The 23,992-nt window shown below is 53.1% G+C and carries 19 protein-coding genes and 1 pseudogene; 9 read left to right on the top strand and 11 right to left on the bottom strand.

Annotation, left to right across the window (positions count from 1 at the left end):
- Positions 1-61: 61 nt before the first annotated feature.
- The 6 genes from CHU32_RS07425 to CHU32_RS07400 are packed head-to-tail and all read left to right on the top strand — an operon-like array spanning position 62 to position 7,196.
- Positions 62-1,030, top strand: coding sequence for a carbohydrate ABC transporter permease (locus CHU32_RS07425; protein ID WP_218113708.1), 969 nt, complete (start codon positions 62-64; stop codon positions 1,028-1,030).
- Positions 1,031-1,032: 2 nt separating this feature from the next.
- Positions 1,033-1,902 (top strand): carbohydrate ABC transporter permease, encoded by an 870-nt coding sequence (locus CHU32_RS07420; protein WP_103674878.1) that lies wholly within the window; start codon positions 1,033-1,035, stop codon positions 1,900-1,902.
- A 35-nt stretch (positions 1,903-1,937) separates the two neighbouring features.
- On the top strand, positions 1,938-3,815 hold the full coding sequence (locus CHU32_RS07415; protein ID WP_103674877.1) for a beta-L-arabinofuranosidase domain-containing protein: 1,878 nt from the start codon (positions 1,938-1,940) through the stop codon (positions 3,813-3,815).
- Between the two features lie 11 nt (positions 3,816-3,826).
- Positions 3,827-4,939: an ABC transporter ATP-binding protein gene (locus tag CHU32_RS07410; protein WP_103674876.1), complete on the top strand. Its 1,113-nt coding sequence runs from the start codon at positions 3,827-3,829 to the stop codon at positions 4,937-4,939.
- A 56-nt stretch (positions 4,940-4,995) separates the two neighbouring features.
- Positions 4,996-6,297 (top strand): glycoside hydrolase family 125 protein, encoded by a 1,302-nt coding sequence (locus CHU32_RS07405; protein WP_103674875.1) that lies wholly within the window; start codon positions 4,996-4,998, stop codon positions 6,295-6,297.
- 2 nt (positions 6,298-6,299) lie between these two features.
- Positions 6,300-7,196 (top strand): glycoside hydrolase family 43 protein, encoded by an 897-nt coding sequence (locus CHU32_RS07400; RefSeq protein WP_218113706.1) that lies wholly within the window; start codon positions 6,300-6,302, stop codon positions 7,194-7,196.
- Positions 7,197-7,368: 172 nt separating this feature from the next.
- On the opposite strand, the gene CHU32_RS07395 is transcribed toward CHU32_RS07400, so the two are convergent.
- The 6 genes from CHU32_RS07395 to queA form a co-directional block, all read right to left on the bottom strand.
- Positions 7,369-8,040, bottom strand: a complete 672-nt coding sequence (locus CHU32_RS07395; RefSeq protein WP_103674874.1) for a hypothetical protein — start codon at positions 8,038-8,040, stop codon at positions 7,369-7,371.
- Positions 8,041-8,203: 163 nt separating this feature from the next.
- Entirely contained in the window at positions 8,204-9,175 is a 972-nt protein-coding gene (gene secF / locus CHU32_RS07390; protein WP_103674873.1) for a protein translocase subunit SecF, read from the bottom strand.
- 10 nt (positions 9,176-9,185) lie between these two features.
- The gene (secD, locus tag CHU32_RS07385; protein WP_103674872.1) at positions 9,186-11,033 is read right to left on the bottom strand and encodes a protein translocase subunit SecD; all 1,848 of its coding nucleotides are present in this window, start codon (positions 11,031-11,033) and stop codon (positions 9,186-9,188) included.
- Between the two features lie 27 nt (positions 11,034-11,060).
- Entirely contained in the window at positions 11,061-11,393 is a 333-nt protein-coding gene (gene yajC / locus CHU32_RS07380) for a preprotein translocase subunit YajC (RefSeq protein WP_103674871.1), read from the bottom strand.
- A 22-nt stretch (positions 11,394-11,415) separates the two neighbouring features.
- Positions 11,416-12,543 (bottom strand): tRNA guanosine(34) transglycosylase Tgt, encoded by a 1,128-nt coding sequence (gene tgt, locus CHU32_RS07375; RefSeq protein ID WP_103674870.1) that lies wholly within the window; start codon positions 12,541-12,543, stop codon positions 11,416-11,418.
- 55 nt (positions 12,544-12,598) lie between these two features.
- A complete protein-coding gene (gene queA, locus CHU32_RS07370) occupies positions 12,599-13,669 on the bottom strand; it encodes a tRNA preQ1(34) S-adenosylmethionine ribosyltransferase-isomerase QueA (RefSeq protein ID WP_103674869.1) in 1,071 nt (356 codons plus the stop codon).
- A 90-nt stretch (positions 13,670-13,759) separates the two neighbouring features.
- On the opposite strand from queA, the gene acpH reads away from it, so the two are divergent.
- Together acpH and srsR are read left to right on the top strand one after the other, a co-directional pair.
- Entirely contained in the window at positions 13,760-14,341 is a 582-nt protein-coding gene (gene acpH / locus CHU32_RS07365) for an ACP phosphodiesterase (RefSeq protein WP_103674868.1), read from the top strand.
- 123 nt (positions 14,342-14,464) lie between these two features.
- Complete coding sequence (gene srsR, locus CHU32_RS07360; RefSeq protein WP_103674867.1) at positions 14,465-15,361, top strand: LysR family transcriptional regulator SrsR; 897 nt, start codon at positions 14,465-14,467, stop codon at positions 15,359-15,361.
- Here srsR and scpC read toward each other — a convergent pair.
- The 5 genes and pseudogenes from scpC to malZ form a co-directional block, all read right to left on the bottom strand.
- A pseudogene (scpC, locus tag CHU32_RS07355) lies at positions 15,358-16,830 on the bottom strand (succinyl-CoA:acetate CoA-transferase ScpC); the annotation flags it as partial. The gene srsR and the pseudogene scpC sit on opposite strands and share 4 nt — an antisense overlap.
- 18 nt (positions 16,831-16,848) lie before the next feature.
- Complete coding sequence (scpB, locus tag CHU32_RS07350; protein WP_103750818.1) at positions 16,849-17,634, bottom strand: methylmalonyl-CoA decarboxylase; 786 nt, start codon at positions 17,632-17,634, stop codon at positions 16,849-16,851.
- Between the two features lies 1 nt (position 17,635).
- On the bottom strand, positions 17,636-18,640 hold the full coding sequence (meaB, locus tag CHU32_RS07345; protein ID WP_103674864.1) for a methylmalonyl Co-A mutase-associated GTPase MeaB: 1,005 nt from the start codon (positions 18,638-18,640) through the stop codon (positions 17,636-17,638).
- Positions 18,633-20,777 (bottom strand): methylmalonyl-CoA mutase, encoded by a 2,145-nt coding sequence (scpA, locus tag CHU32_RS07340; RefSeq protein ID WP_103674863.1) that lies wholly within the window; start codon positions 20,775-20,777, stop codon positions 18,633-18,635. The genes meaB and scpA overlap by 8 nt, the downstream gene beginning before the upstream one ends.
- Positions 20,778-20,983: 206 nt before the next feature.
- Positions 20,984-22,801, bottom strand: coding sequence for a maltodextrin glucosidase (gene malZ / locus CHU32_RS07335; RefSeq protein ID WP_103674862.1), 1,818 nt, complete (start codon positions 22,799-22,801; stop codon positions 20,984-20,986).
- 193 nt (positions 22,802-22,994) lie between these two features.
- On the opposite strand from malZ, the gene CHU32_RS07330 reads away from it, so the two are divergent.
- Complete coding sequence (locus tag CHU32_RS07330; RefSeq protein ID WP_103674861.1) at positions 22,995-23,933, top strand: 2-hydroxyacid dehydrogenase; 939 nt, start codon at positions 22,995-22,997, stop codon at positions 23,931-23,933.
- The last annotated feature ends 59 nt before the right edge of the window (positions 23,934-23,992 follow it).

Below are 23,992 nucleotides of genomic sequence, written 5' to 3'. Positions count from 1 at the left end.
AGTGAGGCACTCTGCCATTCATCTTTTACTGGCAGAGTGCCTGCACGGCGAGGCGTTGACAATGTCTACACAGATGGAAGAATATCAGCCCCAGCTTTTTCAACAGTGGCTACAGAAAAAAAGCGCTGCGTTATCAGAACAAACGTTTCGTAAAAGTAACGCCAGGGGATATTTAGGCTTTCTCTTCATCCTGCCAGTTCTGATGGTGGTAGGGCTGTTTTTTATTACACCACTAATCATGACGGCCTGGATGTCTTTTTATAAATGGCCCCTATTTGGTAAAGCCAAATTTATCGGTCTGCAAAATTACCTCAACATTATTGATGATGGTATTTTCTGGCATGCTTTAAAATTCACCTTTGTTTATGCCATTATCATCACGCCGTTAATCTTTATTCTGTCAATGATAATGGCGTCACTGGTTAAAGACAATAAGAAACCGGGTGTCGCATTTTTTCGCAGCGTGTATTTTTTGCCAACCGTCATTGGTTTTGGTGCCGCCAGTATTATGTGGCGCTGGCTACTCGACCCGCGCTATGGCTTGTTAAATCACCTTGGGGTATCGCTGGGATTATTCGACTCACCGGTCATTTATCAGGATAGCTTTAATGCCAGCTTCTTTGTTGTTATTGCCATGGTGCTATGGAAAACCGCAGGCTTTAACATGATCCTGTTGCTGGTTGGACTACAGGGCATCGATAAAGATATTTACCATGCGGCCCAGGTGGATGGTGCAACGGGCTGGCGACGGTTGCGCTATATCACGCTGCCGTTAATGCGACGAACCTTTATGTTAACGCTAATCCTCTCTGTTTCCGGCTCGCTACTGGCGTTCGATCAGTTTTACATCATTACCAATGGCGGCCCGATGGATAAAACGATCACCAGCGTCTTTCATATTTACAATAATTCATTTATGTATGGCCGAATGGGTTATGGTGCCGCGCTATCAATTGTTCAATTGTTTATATTGATGGTGATTAGCATCCTGCAAATCTGGTTCTTACGCGATAAACAAGGACGGGCGTAACCATGAGCAACGATGTTGTTTTACAATTCAATCGGAAGAGAAGTAGAATCACCGAAATTCTCTTTTACGCAATCAATGGCATACTGGTCATCGGTTTTCTTTATCCATTGGCCTGCGTATTTATTTCATCATTAAAAATCTCCAGCGATTTAGTCATGACGCCACCAACATGGTGGCCATCGATTTTCACTATTAATAATTTCAGTGAGCTATTGCTATCCAATAACAGCATGACCCGGGCAATCATGCTTTCCGGTGTGATATCATTGCTCACGGTCGTCGGCACGGTAATATTGTCTACGCTGGCAGGCTATGGTTTCTCACGCTTCAACTTTCGCGGAAAGAACCTCTTTTTTGTCATCGTCTTATTAACAATGATGATCCCTTTTCAGCCTATTTTAACGCCATTATTTATTATCATCACGAAAATGGGCTTACAAAATAACATCATTGGACTGGTGCTGGTTTATATTACGTTTCAGTTACCGTTCAGTGTTTTTATGATGAGAAACACGTTTGATAGCATTCCGCGGGAGATAGATGAAGCGGCGCAGCTTGACGGTTGCTCACCGCTAAAAATCCTTTTCCGGGTGATGCCGACAATGGTATCCCCCGGTATTGTCACCGTTATAGTGACAACCTTCATTGCTGCATGGAATGAATTTCTGGTGGCGTTGGTATTTATGACTGACTCCGAAAATTACACCATGCCTATTTTGTTGTTTACCACCAGTTCCGGACAGTATGGCACCGTTAACTGGGGCCTGTTGCAGGCCAGCACGACATTTACAATGCTGCCCTGCATCATCATTTTCCTGTTTCTACAAAAGCATTATGTCAGTGGATTAACCAGCGGCGCAACGAAAGGCTGATCCATTACTTATCTGTTATTTCATGGAGAACGAGCATGAAGCTAAATACCGTATCAGCCATTCCTGGAACGCTGTCGTTTATCAATCCAGGAAATATTCAGCCTCTCGGGTGGCTGAAGCGCCAGTTAACACTTCAGGCGCAGGGACTTTCTGGTCAACTGGAGGAAGTATGGCCTGATGTTGGCCCAAACAGCGGCTGGTTAGGCGGCAGCGGCGAAAGCTGGGAGCGCGGCCCTTATTATTTAGACGGTATGCTGCCGCTGGCGTACTGCCTGCATGATGACAAATTGATTAAAAAAACGCAGAAGTGGATTGAATGGATGCTTAACAGCCAGGACGCCGAAGGCTGGTTCGGACCGCAGCACAACAGTGACTGGTGGCCGCGCATGGTCGCGTTAAAAGTGCTAATGCAATATGCCGACGCCACCAGCGATCCACGCGTGTTACCTTTTATGCAGCGCTATTTTCATTATCAGCTCCGCCATTTACCTGAGCGCCCGCTGAGCGACTGGGGCAAGGCTCGCGCTGCTGATAACGTTCTGACCGTTTTATGGGCATGGAAGCAGTTACCCGATGATGACACCTTGCCGAAACTTGCCAGACTTTTACTGGAGCAGGGTAACCACTGGCCGGACTTTATTCTTCATCATTTGCCGACGGGTCCGGTGAATTACTTTTCACACCTCACCCACGTCGTCAACGTGGCGATGGGCATGAAATACTCGGCCATGCATGATGATGTTCATCAACGGCGTGAACGACTGACAGAAATTCAGCGCTGTTTTAGCGAGCTGGATCGCCATCACGGCCAGGCACAGGGCATGTTCTCCGGCGATGAATGGCTGGCAGGCAACGCTCCGGAACAAGGCGTGGAGTTATGCGCCATCGTTGAGCTAATGTATTCGCTGGAAAATTTACTGCGCATTTACGGCGACGCGCAGTTTGCCGAACGTCTTGAGCGTATTGCGTTTAACGCCCTCCCTGCCGGGATCACGGCGGATATGATGGCGCACCAGTATCATCAACAGCCAAATCAAATTGCCGCCAGCGTTGCCCAGCGTAACTGGACGTATAGCGGCGATGAATGCAATACCTTCGGCCTGGAGCCAAACTTCGGTTGCTGTACCGCAAACTATCATCAGGGCTGGCCAAAATTCTGCAACAGTCTGTTTATGCGTGCCGGTGAAAAAGATTTAGCCTGCATGATGTACGCCCCGGCACGTGTTGAATCGGGTGACTGGAAGGTGTCGCTGGATACCGATTATCCGTTTAATGGCGATCTGATCTTTACGGTGCATTCTGCGCCAGAAGGGGAAAAAACGTTATGGTTACGCATTCCGTCATGGAGTCGCGGCACACGTATTACGCTTAATGGAAATACGCTTCCTAACGTCAGTACCTGCGGCTATCTGCCCGTTACCCGGCAATGGCACACCGGTGATAACCTCAGTGTGACATTTGAGCGCCAGGTCGCCGTCGAACCCCGTCAGCACAATGCGGTCAGTCTGTATTACGGTCCGTTACTGATGGCACTCACGCCCGGTGAAATCTGGGAAAAAATTCCCGGCGGCGCGTTGACCGGTGACTGGGAGGTACGTGCACGTTCCACCTGGAATTATGCGCTGGACGTGCAGCCGGAAACTGGCGCGGAAGTTCGTGAGATCCACTATCAACCTTCCGGTGAACAGCCGTTTGCGCTGGCCAGCGCCCCGCTAACATTACGGGCGAGCGCACGACGGTTACCTACCTGGAAGGTCGTCGATAATTCGGCAGGCCCGGTGCCTAACAGTCCGGCTTATGACGCAATGTCATGCCCATCAACCATCACGCTGGTCCCCTATGGCTGTGCACGTATTCGTATCGCAGAGTTTCCATGGGTTGACGGACGCCAGAAGCAGGCGGAAGCACATTAAAAGGTGATGCCATGGCAACAATACGATTAGCGTCCGTCTACAAAGCGTATTCGGCGAAACAGATTGTGATTAACGATATCAACCTGACCATTAACCAGGGCGAATTTTGCGTCATCGTTGGCCCGTCTGGCTGCGGTAAATCCACCCTGCTACGGATGATCGCCGGGCTGGAGGAGATCTCCGCAGGTGAACTGTATATTGATGAAAAACGCATGACCGATGTCCCCTCTTCCGAGAGGGGCATTGCGATGGTTTTTCAGAACTATGCGCTCTATCCCCATATGACGGTTGAGGAAAATATGGGGTTTGCCTTAAAGATGGCCAGGATGCCTGACGAGGAGATTAAAGTCCAGGTCGCTGCCGCGGCCAAATCCCTCCAGCTGGAAGATCTGCTTACTCGTCGCCCGGCCGCCCTCTCTGGCGGACAGCGACAACGCGTGGCCATCGGGCGCGCTATTGTTCGCAAACCCGGCGCATTTCTGTTTGATGAACCGCTGTCTAACCTTGACGCCGGTCTGCGCGCGCAAATGCGCCTTGAGATTGGCCGGTTGCATCGTGAATTTGAAAATGTCGCGACGATTTATGTTACCCACGATCAGGTCGAGGCCATGACGCTGGCAGACAAAATCGTACTGCTTAATAGCGGCGAGAACGTCAATAAATACGGGAGTGTGGCGCAAATTGGCTCACCTATGGAGTTGTATGAGCATCCGCGCAATAAATTTACCGCCAGCTTTATTGGCTCACCACGAATGAATTTTTTAGCAGCACAGGTAGCAGAAATTCATTCCGATCACGTAGATGTCAAACTTTCTGATAAAGAAATACTCAGCGTGCAGGTAGACGGCAAATATTTATCCGTTGGTGAAAACGTCACGCTTGGAATACGTCCGGAGCATATCACGCTGACGTCGGAGGCAGGCGACAATACCCTTGAACGGCCAATCCATTTTATCGAGCAACTCGGCGATGCCACTTGCCTGTATCTTGAGGATGATTTGACGGCAAAGCTCAACGGCTATCATCAATATCAACGCTACAGTACGGTCAGACTGCATATCCCGGCACGCTGCTGCCATCTTTTCGACAGTAATGAACAGGCGTGCCCTCGCCTGTCAGCGTAAATCCCTTACCCGCTTTGCAGCGGGTAAGGCTATTTATCACGAGAACCGCTGAACCTATGAATGTACAAGATCGTGAATTTATTGCTATCAGCAAAGCGCAGGCCTTACGCTGTACCGGAAATGTAAAAATCGCCGAAATCCTTGAGCGTGGCCTGGCTAATACGCTGGATACCACCGTGCAAAAAAGCGATAACGGCGTTTTTATTATCACCGGCGATATCCCTGCTATGTGGTTGCGGGACTCCGCCTGCCAGATACGTCCTTATTTGCTTTTTTGTCAGCAACACCGCGAGTTACAGACGTTGATTGCTGGCGTGATCAGCCAGCAGATGCATTTTATTACGCTTGATCCCTACGCTAACGCGTTTAATCGCCATCCTGACGGTTCAGGTCATCAAAGCGATCTAACGGCGATGCACGCGCAAATCTGGGAGCGCAAATACGAAATTGACTCCCTCTGCTATCCGCTTCAGCTTGCCTGGCTGTTCTGGAAAATCACCGGCATTACCACGCATTTTGATCAAACGTTTATCCAGGCCAGCCGTCTGATCCTGGAGCTGTGGGAAACCGAGCAGCATCACGGGCAACGCTCTGCCTATCATTTCCAGCGTCCTAACCCCCCTGCGCCTACGGATACGCTTCCTTGTAACGGCAAAGGCGCGCCGGTAAGCTACACCGGAATGACCTGGTCGGGTTTTCGCCCAAGCGACGATGCCTGTACCTGGGGTTATCTGGTCCCTGCGAATTTTTTCGCCACCGTGGCACTGGGTTACCTGGAAGATATTGCCCGCGATGTTCTGCATGATAATGCAATGCGCTGTAATGCTGTCGCGCTACGAGCGACAATCCGTGCCGGAATTGAGGCGCATGCCGTGGTCCGGCATCCTGATTATGGCGAAATGTACTGCTATGAAACGGACGGTCTCGGCAATGTGCTGTTGATGGACGACGCTAATGTCCCATCACTTTTGTCACTGCCGCTGCTGGGCGCGCTGGCAAAAGACGATCCGCGCTACCTGAACACCCGACGCTTTATCTTAAGTACAGACAATCCATTTTACCGCACCGGGAAGTACGCGCAGGGCGTCGGCAGCCCGCATACGCCGACCGGTTATATTTGGCCGATTGCGCTGGCGGTGCAGGGCCTGACCACTGACGATCCGGCGGAAAAGCTCGCCATGATTAAGATGCTGATCGACACCGACGACAACACCGGCATGATGCACGAATCGTTCGATCCCAGCGATCCCTCCCGTTATACCCGCCCGTGGTTCTCCTGGGCCAACGCCATGTTCTGCGAACTGGCGCTGGATTATTGTGGCCTCAGACTTAACGATTTGATTCATCAAAAGGAATGATCATGACAATCACTGTGAAAAATCCGCTGATCGAGGGCTGGTACGCCGACCCGGAAATCCGTTTTTATGCAGGTCAGTACTGGATCTACGTTACCCGCTCTTTCACCGACTATAAGCAGCAACTGAATATCGACGCATTTTCTTCCCCGGATTTAGTGCACTGGGAGAAACATGCCGGGATCGTTGAGATGGCTGACTTCCCATGGATCTGGCGTGCGGTCTGGGCACCGACGATTGTTGCCGCCAATAACAGGTACTATCTGATTTTTGCCTCGAATGACATTCAGGATAACGACCAGGTCGGCGGGCTGGAAATTGCCGTCGCAGACTCGCCTGCGGGTCCATTTCGGGCACTACTCAAAAAGCCGCTGATTGACCGCTTTATTAACGACGCGCAGCCCATAGATGCCCACCTGTTTGCCGATGATGACGGTAAAATATACCTTTATTACGGCGGCTGGGGACACTGCAATGTTGCTCAGATGAACCCTGACATGGACGGGTTTATCCCTTTCGAGGATGGGACCGTATTTCGCGAGATCGATATTCCCGGCTACGTCGAGGCTCCCTGCATGATCAAGCGCCGGGGCCGGTATCATTTTATGTGGTCGGAGGGCAACTGGACCAACGGTAGCTATCGCGCCGTGACGACTGCCAGCGACTCGCCATTTGTCTTCGCTGGCCCGCGTACCACCCTACTGACCGCGCAGCCGATCGCCGACGGGCCGGGGCATCATAGCTGTATTGCGCTCAACGATGAAGACCAATGGCTGATCGCCTATCACCGACGTATCCCTGGCGATAATGAGGCGGGACACCGGATGCTGTGTCTGGATAAGCTGATCTTTAGCGGGGAGACGATTGAGCCGGTAGTAATGACTGACGGACTGAGGATTTAAGCGGTTTTCAGCGGGATGAGGGGCGTAAGCACCCCCTCATTACCGGTCTTACCCACGCATCAGGCAGTGAGACTCTCCTCAACCGGAAGTCAGATGGAGTCGATCATTGTCAATCTGGAGGAGAAAAAGTTAAGCCTGCGCACATGATCGATGAAATCAAGCTTTGGTACGCTCATTTTCTCTGATGGGTTGAATTATCTTTATAAATAAAATCAAAATCAACGCCCGCATTTTCCGCTAAAAAAATAAATAGCTCAGCATGTTTATCCAATGCTTTTGCTGGTATCAAAATCGGTAAATACCCTGCTGTAATTTTTCCTTTTGGCGTATTTTTAGGACAAAAGATAAATGCAAGGAATTCATCCGTTCGTTGAATAATATAAAAATCATCCCAGGATAAGGCACCATACTGCCAGGGATCGGTAAAAACTATACCTTCCTGATAAAAAGTGTAACGGGCTGGCTGGCTGAAATCTGCCCGGTAAAGTGCCCGGGCCATTTCACGAAATCCAAAAAGCCATATCCAAAGGTTAACCTGAATCCCTATGGTTGCTGCGACAAAGACCATTACCGCAACATAAGATATAGCGCTCAGGATTTTAATCCAGCTAACGAGAGGGAATACTGAACTAATACACGCCATGACCAGTGCGATAGCAATAGAAATGCAGGGTAATGTAACAACACGAGGATAAATTCTATATACTTTGTAATATTTTTTCAGAAACTGAGTAAAATTTTTTATCAGCCCGGTAAACGAAGCCAGATCGTAGTCAACAATAATTGAATCACCAATACTATTACGACATCCATGAGGGTTAAATCGAACCAATTCCCTGTTCATAAAACATCTATCCTAATATTACTCTAATCATCACACATAAAGTGCAGAAAGGTTGGTAATAGCAAGACTGATCCCTGGAGCATTGTCACGCTATACGAGTCCAGCTATAAAAATCCTGGCCAGCTGGCCAGGATTCAGAGCGTAATACCAGTTTGTGTTCTGCTTACGGCAGAATGGACGGCTGATCCGCCCCTTCTTTCTCGACTTTCTGCTGGAGCATATGCTCGCGCTTCATACCGAGTTTCAGCGCCAGCGCTGAAGCAACATAGATGGACGACGCGGTACCAATTGAAACACCGATCAGCATTGTCAGCGAGAAGCCTTCCAGTACCGGACCACCGAAGAGGTACAGCATCAGGATAACCACTAACGTTGTCCCTGAGGTAATCAAGGTACGGTGCAGCGTCTGGGTCAGCGACACGTTAAAGATTTCGTAAGGCGTCCCGCGACGAATTTTGCGGAAGTTTTCACGAATACGGTCTGATACCACGATGCTGTCGTTCAGCGAGTAACCGATGACCGACATCAATGATGCCACGATCGTCAGGTCAATTTCGATATGGAACAACGACAAAATCCCGAGCGTGATAATCACGTCGTGCGCCAGCGAGATAACCACGCCTGCCGCCAGTCGCCATTCGAAGCGGAAACCGACGTACACGAGGATGGAGATTAACGCCACCATCAGCGCCATCGCGCCGGTTTGCGCCAGATCGGCACCCACGCTTGGGCCAACGAACTCAATACGCTTAACGGCCGCATTCTGGCTCGTGGACTCGTTAATCACACTCAGTACTTTGCTGCCCAGTACCTGACCACCACTTTCACCTTCGGTTGGTGGCATACGTACCATGATGTCGTGGCTGCTGCCGAAGTTCTGCAACTGCGGTTCTTCAAAACCCGCTTTTTGCAGCGCTTCGCGCATCACGTCCATATCAGCCGGTTTTTCCAGCGTGATTTCAATAACGGTACCACCGGTGAAGTCGAGACCCCAGTTAAAGCCGCGCACGCCCATAATGACAATGGCCGCCACCAGCAATAGCCCTGAAATGCCGAAAGCCCAGTAGTCCCAGCGCATAAAGTCATAGACTTTACGGCCGTGGTTCAGTTGTTCAACAGTATATTCCTGTGCCACATCGCACTCCTCAGATTGACAGCTTGTTGACGCGTTTGCCGCCATACAACAGGTTTACGATGGCACGCGTACCGACAATCGCGGTAAACATCGACGTCGCCACACCAATACCGGTAGTGATCGCGAACCCTTTAATTGCCCCGGTACCGACAGCGTACAGGATCAGCACTTTAATCAGCGTGGTGATGTTCGCATCGAAGATGGAACTAAACGCGCCCGCATAGCCTTCGTTGATCGCCTGCTGAACTGTACGCCCGTTGCTCAATTCTTCTTTGATACGTTCGTTAATCAGTACGTTGGCGTCAACCGCCACCGCAAGGGTTAAGACGATCCCCGCGATGCCTGGCATACTCAACGTTGCCCCCGGCAGGAGCGACATAATCCCGACAATCAACACCAGGTTCGCCACCAGTGCGCTGGTCGCAATCAGGCCAAACTTCTTATAGAAGACGATCATAAACAGAATGGAGACGGCCAAACCTGCCAGACACGCTTCCAGACCCTGCTTAATGTTCTGCATCCCCAGGGTTGGGCCGATGGTACGTTCTTCCACAATCTGAATCGGCGCAATCAACGCACCGGCACGCAGCAGTAATGACAACTGACGGGCTTCATTCGGGTTGTTAATACCGGTAATACGGAAGCTGTTACCCAGACGAGACTGGATATTGGCAACGTTAATCACCTCTTCCTGCTTCACCAGTACCGAGCGACCGTTAGCATCTTTCTTACCGCTGTCTTTATACTCCACAAACAGGGTCGCCATCGGTTTACCGATATTGTCCTTGGTGAAGTTAGACATGATGTTACCGCCAGCGCTGTCAAGCGAGATATTAACCTGCGGCTGGTTGTACTCATCCTGATTTGAGGTGGAGTCAGTGATATGGTCACCGGTGAGGATCACACGCTTGAACAGCACGACCGGCTGGCCTTCACGCATTTGCTTCACTTCGGAATCACCCGGTATGCGGCCAGATGCGGCAGCAGCCTGATCGACGTTGGTATTGACCAGACGGAATTCCAGCGTTGCGGTCGCGCCAAGAATTTCTTTCGCGCGTGCGGTATCCTGAATCCCCGGTAGCTCTACGACGATCCGGTCGGCACCCTGACGCTGAACGACTGGCTCTGCAACGCCCAGTTGGTTAACACGGTTACGCAGAATATTGATGTTCTGCTGGACCGCGTATTCACGGGCTTCGCTCAACCGCGCATCGGTCATCACGGCACGCAGCGCATTGCTGCTCTGGCTGGAAATCACCAGGTCCTGATGACGTTTGCTCAGATAAGAAACGGCTTCATCACGGGCAGATGCATCACGGAAAGTAATGCTCAGGCCGTAGTTATTTTCTTTGCGAACGGTAGTATACGGAATGCCTTTTTCGCGCAAATCGCTGCGCAGGCCGTCAATATTCTGTTCCTGAAGTTTACCCAGCGCCGTGTCCATATCCACTTCCATCAGGAAGTGAACGCCGCCACGCAGGTCGAGACCCAGCTTCATCGGCTCAGCTTTGATGGCCGCCAGCCAGCGCGGGGTGGCCGGAGCAAGGTTAAGCGCCACGACGTATTTATCGCTTAGCACGTCAACCAGCGCTTCACGGGCACGCAGTTGGGTATCCGTGGAGTCAAAGCGTACTAAGATAGCGCCCTCTTCCAGCACCATAGACTTCGCGGTAATTTTATCTTTTTGTAATGTATTCTGGATCTGGATCAGCGTTTCTTCACTGGCGACGCCGCCGCGCACGCCAGTGATCTGAACAGCCGGATCCTCACCATACAGGTTGGGAAGTGCGTAAAGCAGGCCGACGACAATCACGACGACCAGCATAATGTACTTCCACAAAGGATAACGGTTTAACACGGCAGTTCCCTTTGGGAAATCAAAAAATTACAGCGCCTTCATCGTGCCTTTCGGCAGAACGGCAGCTACGAAATCACGTTTGATAACCACTTCCGTGGTGTCGTTCAGCGCGATGGCAATATAGCCGCTGTCTGCCACTTTCGTGACGCGACCCACCAGACCACCGTTCGTTAACACTTCATCACCTTTGGCAATCGAGCTCATCAGGTTTTTGTGTTCTTTGGTCCGCTTCTGCTGAGGGCGTAAGATCATGAAGTAAAAAATCAGACCAAAAACCACCAGCATCAGAATCAAAGACATCGGGCTGCTCTGACCAGCGCCGCCTGGTGCTGCTATCGCATCAGAAATAAAAAAGCTCATTCAAATTCCCTCATTATTAAAATTAATCAACGTTTACAGGTGGTACGGGTCGCCCCTGACGCTGGTAAAAATCGGTGACGAAGCTCTCTAATTTACCCTCTTCAATAGCCTTGCGTAAACCAGCCATTAAACGCTGATAGTAGCGCAGGTTATGAATGGTATTGAGACGCGCGCCCAGTATTTCGTTACAACGGTCAAGATGATGCAAGTAGGCACGTGAATAATTGCGACAGGTGTAGCAATCACACTCAGCATCAAGCGGACCAGTATCGCTTTTATACTTCGCGTTACGGATTTTCACCACGCCCTCAGTCACAAACAGGTGGCCGTTGCGGGCATTACGCGTTGGCATTACGCAGTCAAACATATCGATACCACGACGCACGCCTTCAACCAGATCTTCCGGTTTGCCGACGCCCATCAGGTAGCGTGGTTTATCGGCCGGGATCTGCGGGCAAACATGCTCCAGAATCCGGTGCATATCGGCTTTCGGCTCCCCTACCGCCAGTCCGCCGACAGCGTAGCCATCAAAGCCAATCTCCACCAGACCTTTGACCGAGATATCGCGTAAATCTTCGTAAACGCTGCCCTGAATGATGCCGAACAGCGCGTTTTTGTTGCCAAGACTGTCAAAACGGTCGCGGCTGCGTTTCGCCCAGCGTAACGACATTTCCATCGAGCGCTTTGCATAGTCCCAGTCCGCCGGATACGGCGTACACTCATCGAAAATCATCACGATGTCAGAGCCGAGATCGAACTGGATTTCCATCGATTTTTCCGGATCGAGGAAGATCGGATCGCCGTTGATCGGATTGCGGAAATGCACGCCCTGCTCGGTGATCTTACGGATATCACCAAGGCTGAAAACCTGGAAGCCGCCGGAATCGGTCAGGATGGGTCCTTTCCACTGCATAAAATCGTGCAGATCGCCGTGCAGCTTCATGATTTCCTGGCCCGGGCGCAGCCACAAGTGGAACGTATTACCGAGAATGATTTGCGCGCCGGTCGCTTCAACTTCTTCCGGCGTCATGCCTTTGACGGTGCCGTAGGTGCCCACCGGCATAAACGCAGGCGTTTCCACTACGCCACGATCAAACACCAGGCGGCCACGGCGAGCGCGTCCGTCGGTGGTATCCAGTTCGAATTTCATTTTTTCTCCAGTACGCCGGAAAAACAGTCCGACGTGAAAAGCTTATGTCGCGGCATTATTCCCCGACACGTTCATTAATCGCCGACGGATTGTACGTGATATACATGGCATCGCCATAACTAAAAAAGCGATATTCGGCGTTAACCGCCTGCTGATACGCGTTCATGGTGTGTTTATAACCCGCAAATGCCGAGACCAGCATGATCAGCGTGGATTCCGGCAGATGGAAGTTAGTGACCAGCGCATCAATGACCTTGTAGTGATACCCCGGGTAAATGAAGATTTGCGTATCACCAAAGAACGGTTCAATCAGGTCGTTTTTTGCCGCCTGCGCCGCGCTTTCCAGCGAGCGTACCGAGGTCGTCCCCACCGCAATCACCCGGTTACCGCGCGCTTTCGCCGCCAGCACCGCATCGACCACCTCCTGCGGCACTTCGGCATATTCAGAGTGCATGATGTGATCTTCGATGCTCTCGACCCGCACCGGCTGGAACGTCCCGGCTCCCACGTGTAGGGTGACAAAGGCCATCTCAATGCCTTTACTGCGCAGGCGCTCAAGCAGCGGCTCATCAAAATGCAGACCGGCAGTTGGCGCGGCGACCGCACCCGGCTTCTGGCTGTAGACGGTCTGATACAGTTCGCGGTCGGCGTCTTCATCCGGTCGGTCGATATACGGCGGCAGCGGCATGTGGCCGATGGCGTTGAGGATATCCAGCACCGGCCGCTCATCGTGAAACTCAACTTCAAACAGCGCATCGTGACGGGCAGTCATTGTGGCCTGAATGCTTTCGTCGTCACCGAGCAGCAGCTCCGCGCCGGGCTTCGGCGCTTTTGAGGCGCGAATATGTGCCAGAATACGTTTATCATCCAGCATGCGCTCAACCAGTACTTCAATCTTGCCGCCGCTGGCTTTACGGCCAAACAACCGTGCCGGGATCACCCGCGTGTTGTTAAAGACCAGAAGATCGCCAGGGTTGAGCTTGTCGAGCAAATCGGTGAAAGTACCATGCGTCAGCGCTCCTGTCGGCCCGTCCAGCGATAATAAGCGACATGCGCTGCGCTCAGGCTGCGGATAATGAGCAATCAGGGATTCGGGGAGTTCAAAGGAAAAATCGGCAAGGCGCATGACAGTAACCAGGACAAATAAAGAAGCGGGTAGTCTAGTGCCGGGGCGTTTTCCCTGCAACCTTTACCCTGCCGGAGATAGCAACAAACCATGAATTTTCTTGCTCACCTGCACCTCGCCCACCTCGCTGACAGTTCGCTGTCTGGAAATTTACTGGCAGATTTCGTGCGCGGTAATCCGCAATCACTTTATCCGCAGGCGGTCGTGGACGGTATTTTTATGCATCGGCGTATTGATGTGATGACCGATAATCTGCCGGAAGTGAAACTCGCGCGGGAGTGGTTTCGTCCTCAAACGCGCCGGGTTTCTCCGATTACCCTGGACGTAATGTGGGATCATTTTCTCTCCCGCCACTGGGAAAAAGTGTCACCCGATCTGCCGCTGGCGGAATTTATAAACTACGCCGAGGCGCAGATCGGCATGATACTGCCCGACTCGCCGCCGCGTTTTGTTAATCTCAATCAGTATCTTTGGTCCGAACGCTGGCTGGAGCGCTATCGCGATATGGCGTTTATTCAAAACGTACTGAACGGCATGGCCAGCCGCCGCCCACGGCTTGATGCACTACGCGATTCCTGGCACGATCTGGATGCGCATTATGAGAAGCTGGAAACGCTGTTCTGGCAGTTTTACCCGCGGATGATGGCGCAGGCAAAGCGGCAGGAGTTATGATTCCTTCAGATTATTCTATTCCCGATGCTGCTATTCTGTGAGTAACTGTAAAAGTGAGACGCCACATCCAGTGTTTTTTTTCGCCACATGAGGATATGCCATAGCGATTGATATGAGGTAGCTATGGATATTTTTATTTCAAAAAAGATGCGTAATTTCATCCTGCTGGCGCAGACTAACAATATTGCCAGAGCCGCAGAGAAAATACACATGACCGCATCCCCCTTCGGCAAAAGTATTGCGGCGCTGGAAGATCAAATAGGCTATACGCTGTTTACCCGCAAAGATAACAGCATCAGTCTGAATAAAGCCGGACAGGAGTTATATCAGAAGCTGTTTCCTATTTATCAGCGCTTATCGGCCATCGATAACGACATTCACCACGCCGCGCACCGCTCGCGCAACATCGTTATTGGCATCGACAACACGTATCCGACGATTATTTTCGATCAGCTTATCAGCCTCGGCGATAAATATGATGGTGTCACCACCCAGGCCGTCGAGTTCAGCGAGAACGGAGTGATTGATAACCTGTTCGATCGCCAGCTTGATTTTATTATCTCCCCTCAGCATGTTTCAGCTCGCGTGCAGAAGCTGGAAAATCTGACCATCAGCGAACTGTCGCCGCTGCGTCTGGGGTTTCTGGTTTCCCGTCGCTATGAAGAGAGACTGCCGCAGGATCTGTTGCGTGAACTGCCCTGGCTACAAATGCGCTTCCAGAACCGGGCCAATTTTGAAGCAATGCTGGACGCCTGGATGCGCCCCTGCGGGATAAATCCAACGATTATCTATCGTCCCTACAGCTTTATGGCCAAAATCAGCGCCGTGGAGCGAGGACAATTTTTGACGGTTATTCCTTACTTTGCCTGGCGCCTGGTGAACCCGGCGAAGCTGAAGTATTTTGACGCTCCCGGTAATCCGATGTATATGCAGGAGTATCTCTATTCGCTGAAAAATCATCGATATACCGCCACGATGCTTCAGCATATTACTGAAGATCGTGACGGTATGGCTGACTAGCCGAGCATTGAACCGTGCTCGATCAGGTTGCGGTGTAGATCAAAAGCATGGCTGAGATCGTGATGAATGTGTCCGCCGGAAGCATTCGCCAGATAGCGATGCAAATAGTCCCGATATAGCGGATGCGCGCAGTTATCGATAATCGCGTGAGCCCGCTGTAGCGGTGATAACCCGCGCAGATCGGCGATACCCTGCTCGGTAATGATCACTTTTACGCTGTGCTCGCTGTGGTCGACATGGCTGCACATCGGCACGATGGTCGAAATCTTCCCGTCTTTGGCAATGGACGGTGCCATAAAGATGGAGAGATAGGCATTACGCTCAAAATCGCCGCTGCCGCCGATGCCGTTCATCAGATTCACCCCGGCGACGTGCGTCGAGTTGGCGTGGCCGTAAATATCAAATTCCAGCCCCACGTTCAGGGCGATAACGCCCAGACGCCGGATAATTTCCGGGTTATTGGAAATCTCCTGCGGGCGCAGCACGATGCGGCTGGCGAAGAAATCCATATTGTCGTAGATTTTGCGCAATGAATCGGCGGATACGGTCAGGCTGGAAGCACTGACGCCGGTGATTTTCCCCGTTTCCAGCAGATGAACCACCGACTCCTGCAATACTTCCGAATACATCATAAACGACGGAATATCCGGATTTTCACCCAGCCGCGCCATCACCGCATTGTTGATGTTGCCCACGCCGCTTTGCAGCGGCAGAAATTCAGGCGGGATGCGCCCGTGCGCCATCTCGTCGAGCAGGAACGTCACCACGTTATCGGCAATTTGCTGACAGGTGGGATTATTTTTATCGAGCACATTTCCGGCGTCGGGCAGTTCGGTATCCACCACGGCGACAATTTTGCTGGGATCGATCTGCACATAGCGAGTGCCTACCCGATCCATAGCATGAAAGACAGGAACGCTGTTGCGCCGCGGCGGCGCGCCGGGGATCACGATATCCGCCAGCTCGGCAACGCGCGGGTTATGGTAGTGATTCAGTTCGATGATCACTTTTTTGGCCCGTTGCAGCCAGGTCGGCGCATTGCCGATCCCGCTGGTGAGCCAGACCCGCCCGTCATGCGTAATCGCCGAGGCTTCAATCACCGCCACGTCAATATCGCCAAAGAAACCGTAGTTGACCATCTGCGCCACTTCGCTCAGGTGCAGGTCGACAAACTTCACCTTTCCCTGATTGATTTTTTGCCGCAGGCCGGCAGCGGTCTGATAAGGCGCACGCCACGAGATGGCGTCGGCTTCTGCCAGCGCATCATCGGCAGCGGCGCTGATTGACGCTCCGGTCAGTAATCGTATCTGGAAAGGCTTCTGTGCCTGATGCAGTTCGCTGGCGCGGCGGGCGATCACCGCTGGCAGCGCTTTAGGCGAACCGGCGGGCGTGAACCCGCTGAACGCCACCATCTGGTCATGCTGAATCATCTGCGCAGCTTCATCGGCGCTCATCCGTTTCATTGTGCACTCCTTGAGTCGGCGTCATTAATGGCCGACGAAGTTAGGTTTCCGTTTTTCCATAAACGCGCTCATGCCTTCCTGGTAATCCTCGCTATCGTAAACCGCGCGGCGCATCCCCTGGATGCGCTCGAACTCATCGGAATTCATGGTGTGCGCTTCGCCGAGCACCCGCAGTTCTTCCTTGATGACCGCTATCGCCAGCGGCGCTTTTTCGGAGATGTGGTGGGCCATCTGCAACGTGAAATCTTCCAGCTCTTCGACGTCTACCACATGGTTAAGAATACCGACCGCCAGCGCGCGCTGGGCGGTAATCGGCGAGGCGGTGAAAATCAGTTCTTTGACAATATGGAAACCGGCGTCGCGGGTCAGGTTGTGAATGCCGACCAGGTTATACGGCACGCCAAGGTTGACAGGGGTCATCGAGAAGGTGGACGTGCTGGCGGCGATGATCAGATCGGAACTCATGATCATCTCAAACGCGCCGCCCCAGACGCTGCCTTCGACCATCGAGATCACCGGTTTGGGATACTTCTGGATCATACGGGTGATCTGGCGCAGCGGATCGTCATACGAGAGCGGATCGCGCCGACCGGTGGGGAGTTCATGAATGTCATGCCCGGCAGAGAATACTTTCGCGCCGCTGGGCGCGCGCAGAATAATGCAGCGAATTTCCGGGCGATTGAGATCGCTGAGCGCCTGCATCAGATCGTCGATAAACACCTTACTGAGCGCGTTGAGTTTGCGGGCGTAGTTAAATTCAATAACGGCTACTTTATGAATGACGACAACGTTAACGTATTGATAAGACATATTAATCTCTTTGTTCAAAGTAATGATTCTGGATAAATTCGCTGATCTGGCGCAGGCCGGTGCGCGGCGAGAGGCTGTGGTTTTTAACCGCCTGTTGTGTCTGCTGATAGAAACGCTCAAAATCGGCGCGGGCAAACAGAAGGCGCAGCGCCTCTTCTTCAGTCTGTTTTTGTAGCCAGTCCACCGACTGCTGCTGGCGCACCTGTTGGAGTCGGCCGCTGGCGGTAAGCACCGTTCTGAAGTTGCAGATAGCGTGCCAGACGGCCTCGATGCCGCGTTTTTCCAGCGCGCTACAGCTCAGAACCTGCGGCTGCCACTCTTGATACTTGCGGCGCAAAATATGCAGTGCGCTCTCATACATATGACGGGCGATGGCAACATGGGTATGGTTTTCACCGTCATCCTTGTTAATGACGATCAGATCCGCCATCTCCATGATGCCTTTTTTAATCCCCTGTAAATCGTCGCCGCCGCCTGCAATTTGCAGTGACACAAAACAGTCCACCATCCGGGCGACTTCCGTTTCCGACTGCCCCACGCCGACGGTTTCAACGATGACCACGTCGAAACCTGCCGCTTCGCATAGCAGAATGAGTTCACGCGCACGCAGACATGCGCCGCCCAGGTGGCCGCTGGAAGGCACCGGACGAATAAAGGCCGCATCCGATCGTGCCAGTTCGATCATCCGGGTTTTATCACCAAGAATGCTACCGCCGCTGACCGGGCTGCTGGGATCGACGGCAATTACTGCCACCTTTAAGCCCTGGCGGATCAATAACATGCCAAAGGCTTCCAGAAAGGTGCTTTTTCCGGCCCCCGGCGTACCGGTGATCCCCAGACGCAGCGCGTTGCCGCTAAACGGCATAATGGCATCCAGCAACTGTGTGCTTAGCGCCTGGTGACGTGAAAGCCGACTTTCTACCAGCGTCATGGCCTGGGCGAGCGTGGCCCGCTCGCCCAAACGTAACCGCCGCACGGTGTCTGCCAGCGTGGCTTCGTTAATCATGATGCTGGCTAATCCGCATCAGCACATCACGTACGCTTTCCAGCATTGGCGTGCCGGGGCCGTAGATCGCTGCGACGCCCCGCTCATGCAGGAAGGCGTAATCCTGCGGCGGGATAACGCCGCCAGCAATGACGCAGATATCTTCGCGTCCCCATTTTTTCAGCGCATCTACCAGTTCCGGGATCAGCGTTTTATGCCCCGCCGCCAGCGACGATGCGCCGACCACGTGGACATCGTTTTCCACCGCCAGACGGGCGATCTCTTCCGGGGTCGAGAACATGGGACTCAGATCGACATCGAAACCGAGATCGGAATAGGCGCTGGCGATCACTTTGGCTCCGCGATCGTGGCCGTCCTGGCCCATTTTGGCGATCAGGATACGTGGACGGCGACCGTGTTCCGTCAGGAACTGTTTGGTTTGCGCCACAATAGCGTCAAACTCATTGGCTGATTTATCGGACTGATGGTAGCTTTGCGCAATGACTCCGGTGACGCACTGGCTTGGTACCAGGTAACGGTCAAATGCTGCTTCCAGCGCATCCGAAATCTCGCCAAGCGTGGCGCGTACGCGGGCGGCGTTGACGGCGGCGGCCAGCAAATTTTCATTATGCTGCGCGGCGTGGGTCAGCGCTTGCAGCGCGGCTTTCACGGCGCTGTCATCGCGAGTGGCGCGGATACGCTCCAGCGAGGCGATCTGTTCGTTGCGCACCTTCACGTTGTCAATTTCCAGCACTGCGGTTTCGTCTTCTTTCTCCAACTTGTACTTGTTCACGCCGACGATAACGCGCTTGCCCTGATCGATAAGCGACTGTTCACGGGCGGACGCTTCTTCAATCATTCGTTTCGGCAGTCCCGCTTCGATCGCTTTCGCCATCCCGCCAGCCTCATCAATTTGCCCGATGATCTTACGTGCCTCCTTGACGATTTGATCGGTTAACGATTCCACGTAATAGGAGCCAGCCAGCGGATCGACCGTGCGGCAGATCTCTGACTCTTCCTGAATGATGATTTGGGTGTTACGGGCGATGCGTGCCGAGAAGTCAGTGGGCAGGCCAAGCGCTTCATCAAAGGCGTTGGTATGCAGAGACTGGGTACCGCCAAGCGTGGCACCGAGCGCTTCAATGGTGGTGCGAATGACGTTGTTGTACGGGTCCTGCTCGGTCAGGCTCCAGCCGGAGGTCTGGCAGTGGGTGCGCAGGGCAAGCGACTTGGGATTGGTCGCCCCAAAGCCGCTTACTGCTTCGCTCCACAGATAACGCGCGGCGCGCAGCATCGCGACATTCATAAACAGATCCATGCCGATGCCGAAGAAGAACGACAGCCGCGGGGCGAAGTCATCAATTTTCAGTCCGGCAGACAGTGCAGCCTTGATGTACTCAATGCCGTCGGCCAGCGTAAATGCCACCTGCTGTACGCAGTTAGCACCCGCTTCGCCCATGTGATAGCCGCTGATGCTGATGGTATTAAAGCGCGGCATATTGCCTGAACACCACGCGATGATGTCGGCAATAATGCGCATGGAAGGCTTCGGCGGGTAAATGTAGGTATTGCGGCACAGGTACTCTTTCAGAATATCATTCTGAATCGTCCCGGTAAGCTGTTCCGGCGTCACCCCCTGTTCTTCGGCGGCAACGATATAAAATGCCATCACCGGCAGCACCGCGCCGTTCATGGTCATCGAAACCGACATCTTATCCAGCGGGATCTGATCGAAGAGCACCTTCATATCTTCAACGGTATCGATCGCCACGCCCGCTTTGCCGACGTCGCCGGCCACGCGTGGGTTATCGGAATCGTAGCCACGGTGGGTGGCGAGATCGAAGGCAACAGACAACCCTTTTTGCCCGGCGGCGAGGTTGCGGCGGTAAAAGGCGTTAGACTCTTTGGCGGTAGAGAAACCGGCGTACTGGCGGATGGTCCACGGCTGCGCGGTATACATGGTGGCGCGCGGCCCGCGTACATAAGGCGGCAGGCCGGGAAGCGTACCGGTCACTTCCAGATTCTCGAGATCGGCTTCGGTATACAGCGGCTTGATATTGATCCCTTCCGCCGTCTGTCTTTCCAGCGACTCAACGGTTTTTTCCCGTCGGCTGAGTTCCTTGTTGGCAAGTTTTTGCCACTCCTGCAAGTCTGACATTTTTTGCTCCGTATTACGCAATTAAAAGGGATATTGCCGATACGGTGAGCTTTTTAGCGAACCTTGTCGCCAGCAAAAAATAGCCAATCATGCGTCGTTTTTTGCCGCCTGAAATGTCTTGATTTGTGATGTATTTCAAAGACATTATCAACTGATAGGGTGACCGGATAACGCGCGACCGCTACCCGGCAAGGTGATAAAACGCGTTAGTTCCCCATCCACACCGACGCAGAAACCGCAGGCAGCGTCAGTACCTCTTTCTCAAACGTCCCTTTCCCCTCTTTCAGGTGCCATGCTTTAACGTGGAGTAACGGCGGATCACCGACCACCACTTCACAGGACTCGCCCCGGTTAATCGCCACCAGCACACGCTGCTGCTTTAGCACACGAACAAATACCACCACATTATCTTCGGCATAAATCACCTGACAGCCGCCGTGACGCAGTGCCTGGCTGCGATGACGTAGTTTTGCCATCCGCTGATAAAGCGCCAGCAGTTCAGTGTCCTGTTGACGTTTATCCCACGGGAACGGCTTGCGGCAGAAAGGATCGTTCGCGCCGTCCAGCCCGACTTCATCGCCGTAATAAATACACGGCACGCCAGGCCAGGTAAACAGCCAGACCACCGCCAGCGGCAGGCGCGCCACATCCTTACCTAATAATGTCTTAAAGCGCGACGTATCGTGGCTATCAAGCTGGTTAAACATCCGCAATTGCTGCTGGTGGGAAAGCGACGCCCGGTAATTATCCATCCAGGCGACACAGGTGCGGGCGTCAATATTTTGTGGATCGTACGAGAGATCGGTATTCGCCAGAAATGCCCACAGTGGTTTGGTAAAGCCCATGTAGTTCATCGCCGCGTCTTCAGCATCCATTTGCAGCCACTGACGGGCATCGGCAAAGTGCTCGCCGAAGACATACGCGTCAGGACGCGCTGCTTTCGCCGCCCGGGTAATACCGGAAACGTGATGCAGATTATTACGTGCGCCACCGTTCTCACCGAGCATATGCACCACATCCAGCCGCCAGCCATCCATATGCCATGGTGCTTTCAGCCAGTGGCGCACGATACTGTCTTCACCCGCGTAAATTTCATCAACCAGCGTCTGTGACTGAAAATCCAGTTTCGGCAGGCTGGCGTAACCTAACCAGTCCAGCGCATGCCCGTCCGCAGAAAAGCTGTACCAGTCGCGCCAGGGAGACTCAGGATTATGGCAGGCTCCACCAGTACCCCGGTTATGGCGATCAAACCAGGCATGCGAATCGCCGCTATGATTAAATACGCCATCAAGGATCAACCGCATCCCCTGTTCCAGCGTATTCTGCCGCAAACGCAGCAGCGCGCCGTTGCCGCCGAACTGCGGATCGACCTGGCGATAATCTTCGGTATCGTATTTATGCACGCTGGGCGCGGAAAAGATCGGGTTCAGATACAGCGCGGTGACGCCCAGCGTTTTCAGGTATGGCAACTTGTCGCTGATACCATCAAGATCGCCGCCGTAAAAGGTTGATCCTCCCGCTTCTGCGGTAACCGGCTCATCCCATTCACGCAGCACAATCTCCCGCCCGGCGGCATGATGATAATAGACATTATCCTGATGGATCGGTTGGCGTTTCCCGCGCGCAAAGCGATCGGGAAAAATCTGGTAAAAGACCTGATCCGCCACCCAGTCCGGGCCGTTATCCGGCAAATCCAGGGCAAAACGTTCCAGCTTCGCTGGCGGAAAACGGCTGAACCCCTGTGGCGTGAACCACAGTTGCCGATCCTCCCACAGCAGCTTAAAGCTGTAGCGGCGGCGCGGTTGCCCCTCATTCAGATTGATATCCGCGCGCCAGGCTACTACTCCCGGCTGGGGAGCACGAGCAGAACGACGCATGGAGAGGGAAATTTCTTCGTTATCCAGCTCGGTACGCAGTACAACGCGGGCGGGTAAGTTTTCGCCGCGCAGCCACAGCGTCACCGTGAGCCGATCCTGTCGCTGCGCGATAAACGGCGCAACGGGAAGATGCCAGGCAGTTAACATCGTTAGTCCTCTTTGCATAAAAACACGTCACCATGACACAGGGAGCGCGGCCTCCCCTCCTCTTTTCATTTTTTTTCCGGGGAGGACGACGGGGGCGCAGAATTTACCGGCGCAAATTCGTGCCGATGCACGACGTTTCAGAATAAGACAATTTTTATACTGGGGACTACCGTGGAGCATAAAAGGATACGCCATGAGCAGTAAACCCGAGATTCTGGTGGTTTCTGAAATCCCTCAGCCGATGATCGACACACTTGAATGCCATTTTGCCGTGCATAAATTCTGGCTTCAGGAGGGCGACGCATTCCTGAATGCGCACGGCGGCCGCATTCGCGGGGCGCTGGTTCGGGCAGCGAAGGGAATTAGCACAGCGTTGGTCAATAAGCTCCCTGCGCTGGAAGCCGTCAGCAGCTTTGGCGTCGGTCTCGATGCGCTCAACCTGCCGTTGCTGCGCGAGCGCCATATTCACGTGAGTAATACACCAGATGTGCTGAATGAATGCGTCGCCGATACCGCTCTGGCGCTGATGCTGGCCGTGACGCGTAAGATTTGCCTCGCTGACCGCTTTGCGCGTGCCGGAAAATGGCAGCTGGAGGCGTTTCCCGGCGCGTGGAAAATGAGCGGCAAACGCTGCGGAATTGTCGGGATGGGGAGTATCGGGCATGAGGTTGCAAAGCGTGCGACGGCGTTCAATATGCCGATTCATTACTTTAGCCGACGCAAGAACGGTCAGGCCGACTGGCAGCATCATGACGCGTTAATTGAGCTGGCGAAGGCGGTGGATTTTCTGGTACTGACGTTGCCTGGCGGCGAAGCCACACAGCATATTATCAACCGTGAGGTGTTAGAGGCGCTGGGGCCGGAAGGGATTGTGATTAATATTGCGCGCGGTAGCGTGCTGGACACGGACGCACTGGTAACGTTGCTGCAAGAAGGTAAACTGCGCGGTGCCGGACTGGACGTTTTCGAGCAGGAGCCGCAGATCCCCGCTGCGCTGTGCGCCCTCGATAACGTGGTGTTACTGCCGCATATCGGCAGCAATACCGCCGAAACCCGCCAGGCGATGGCCGATTTGACCATCACTAATCTGGTGCATTATTTCCAGCATGGCAGCATGATCACGCCAGCGTAAAGACTGCGGCGTTACGCGATGTAATGCCGGGCGGCGGCTGCGCCTTGCCCGGCCTACAA

Origin of the sequence: Superficieibacter electus (genome assembly GCF_002915575.1) — a bacterium.
Lineage (GTDB): Bacteria > Pseudomonadota > Gammaproteobacteria > Enterobacterales > Enterobacteriaceae > Superficieibacter > Superficieibacter electus.
This window is presented reverse-complemented; position numbering and strand designations above follow the sequence as displayed.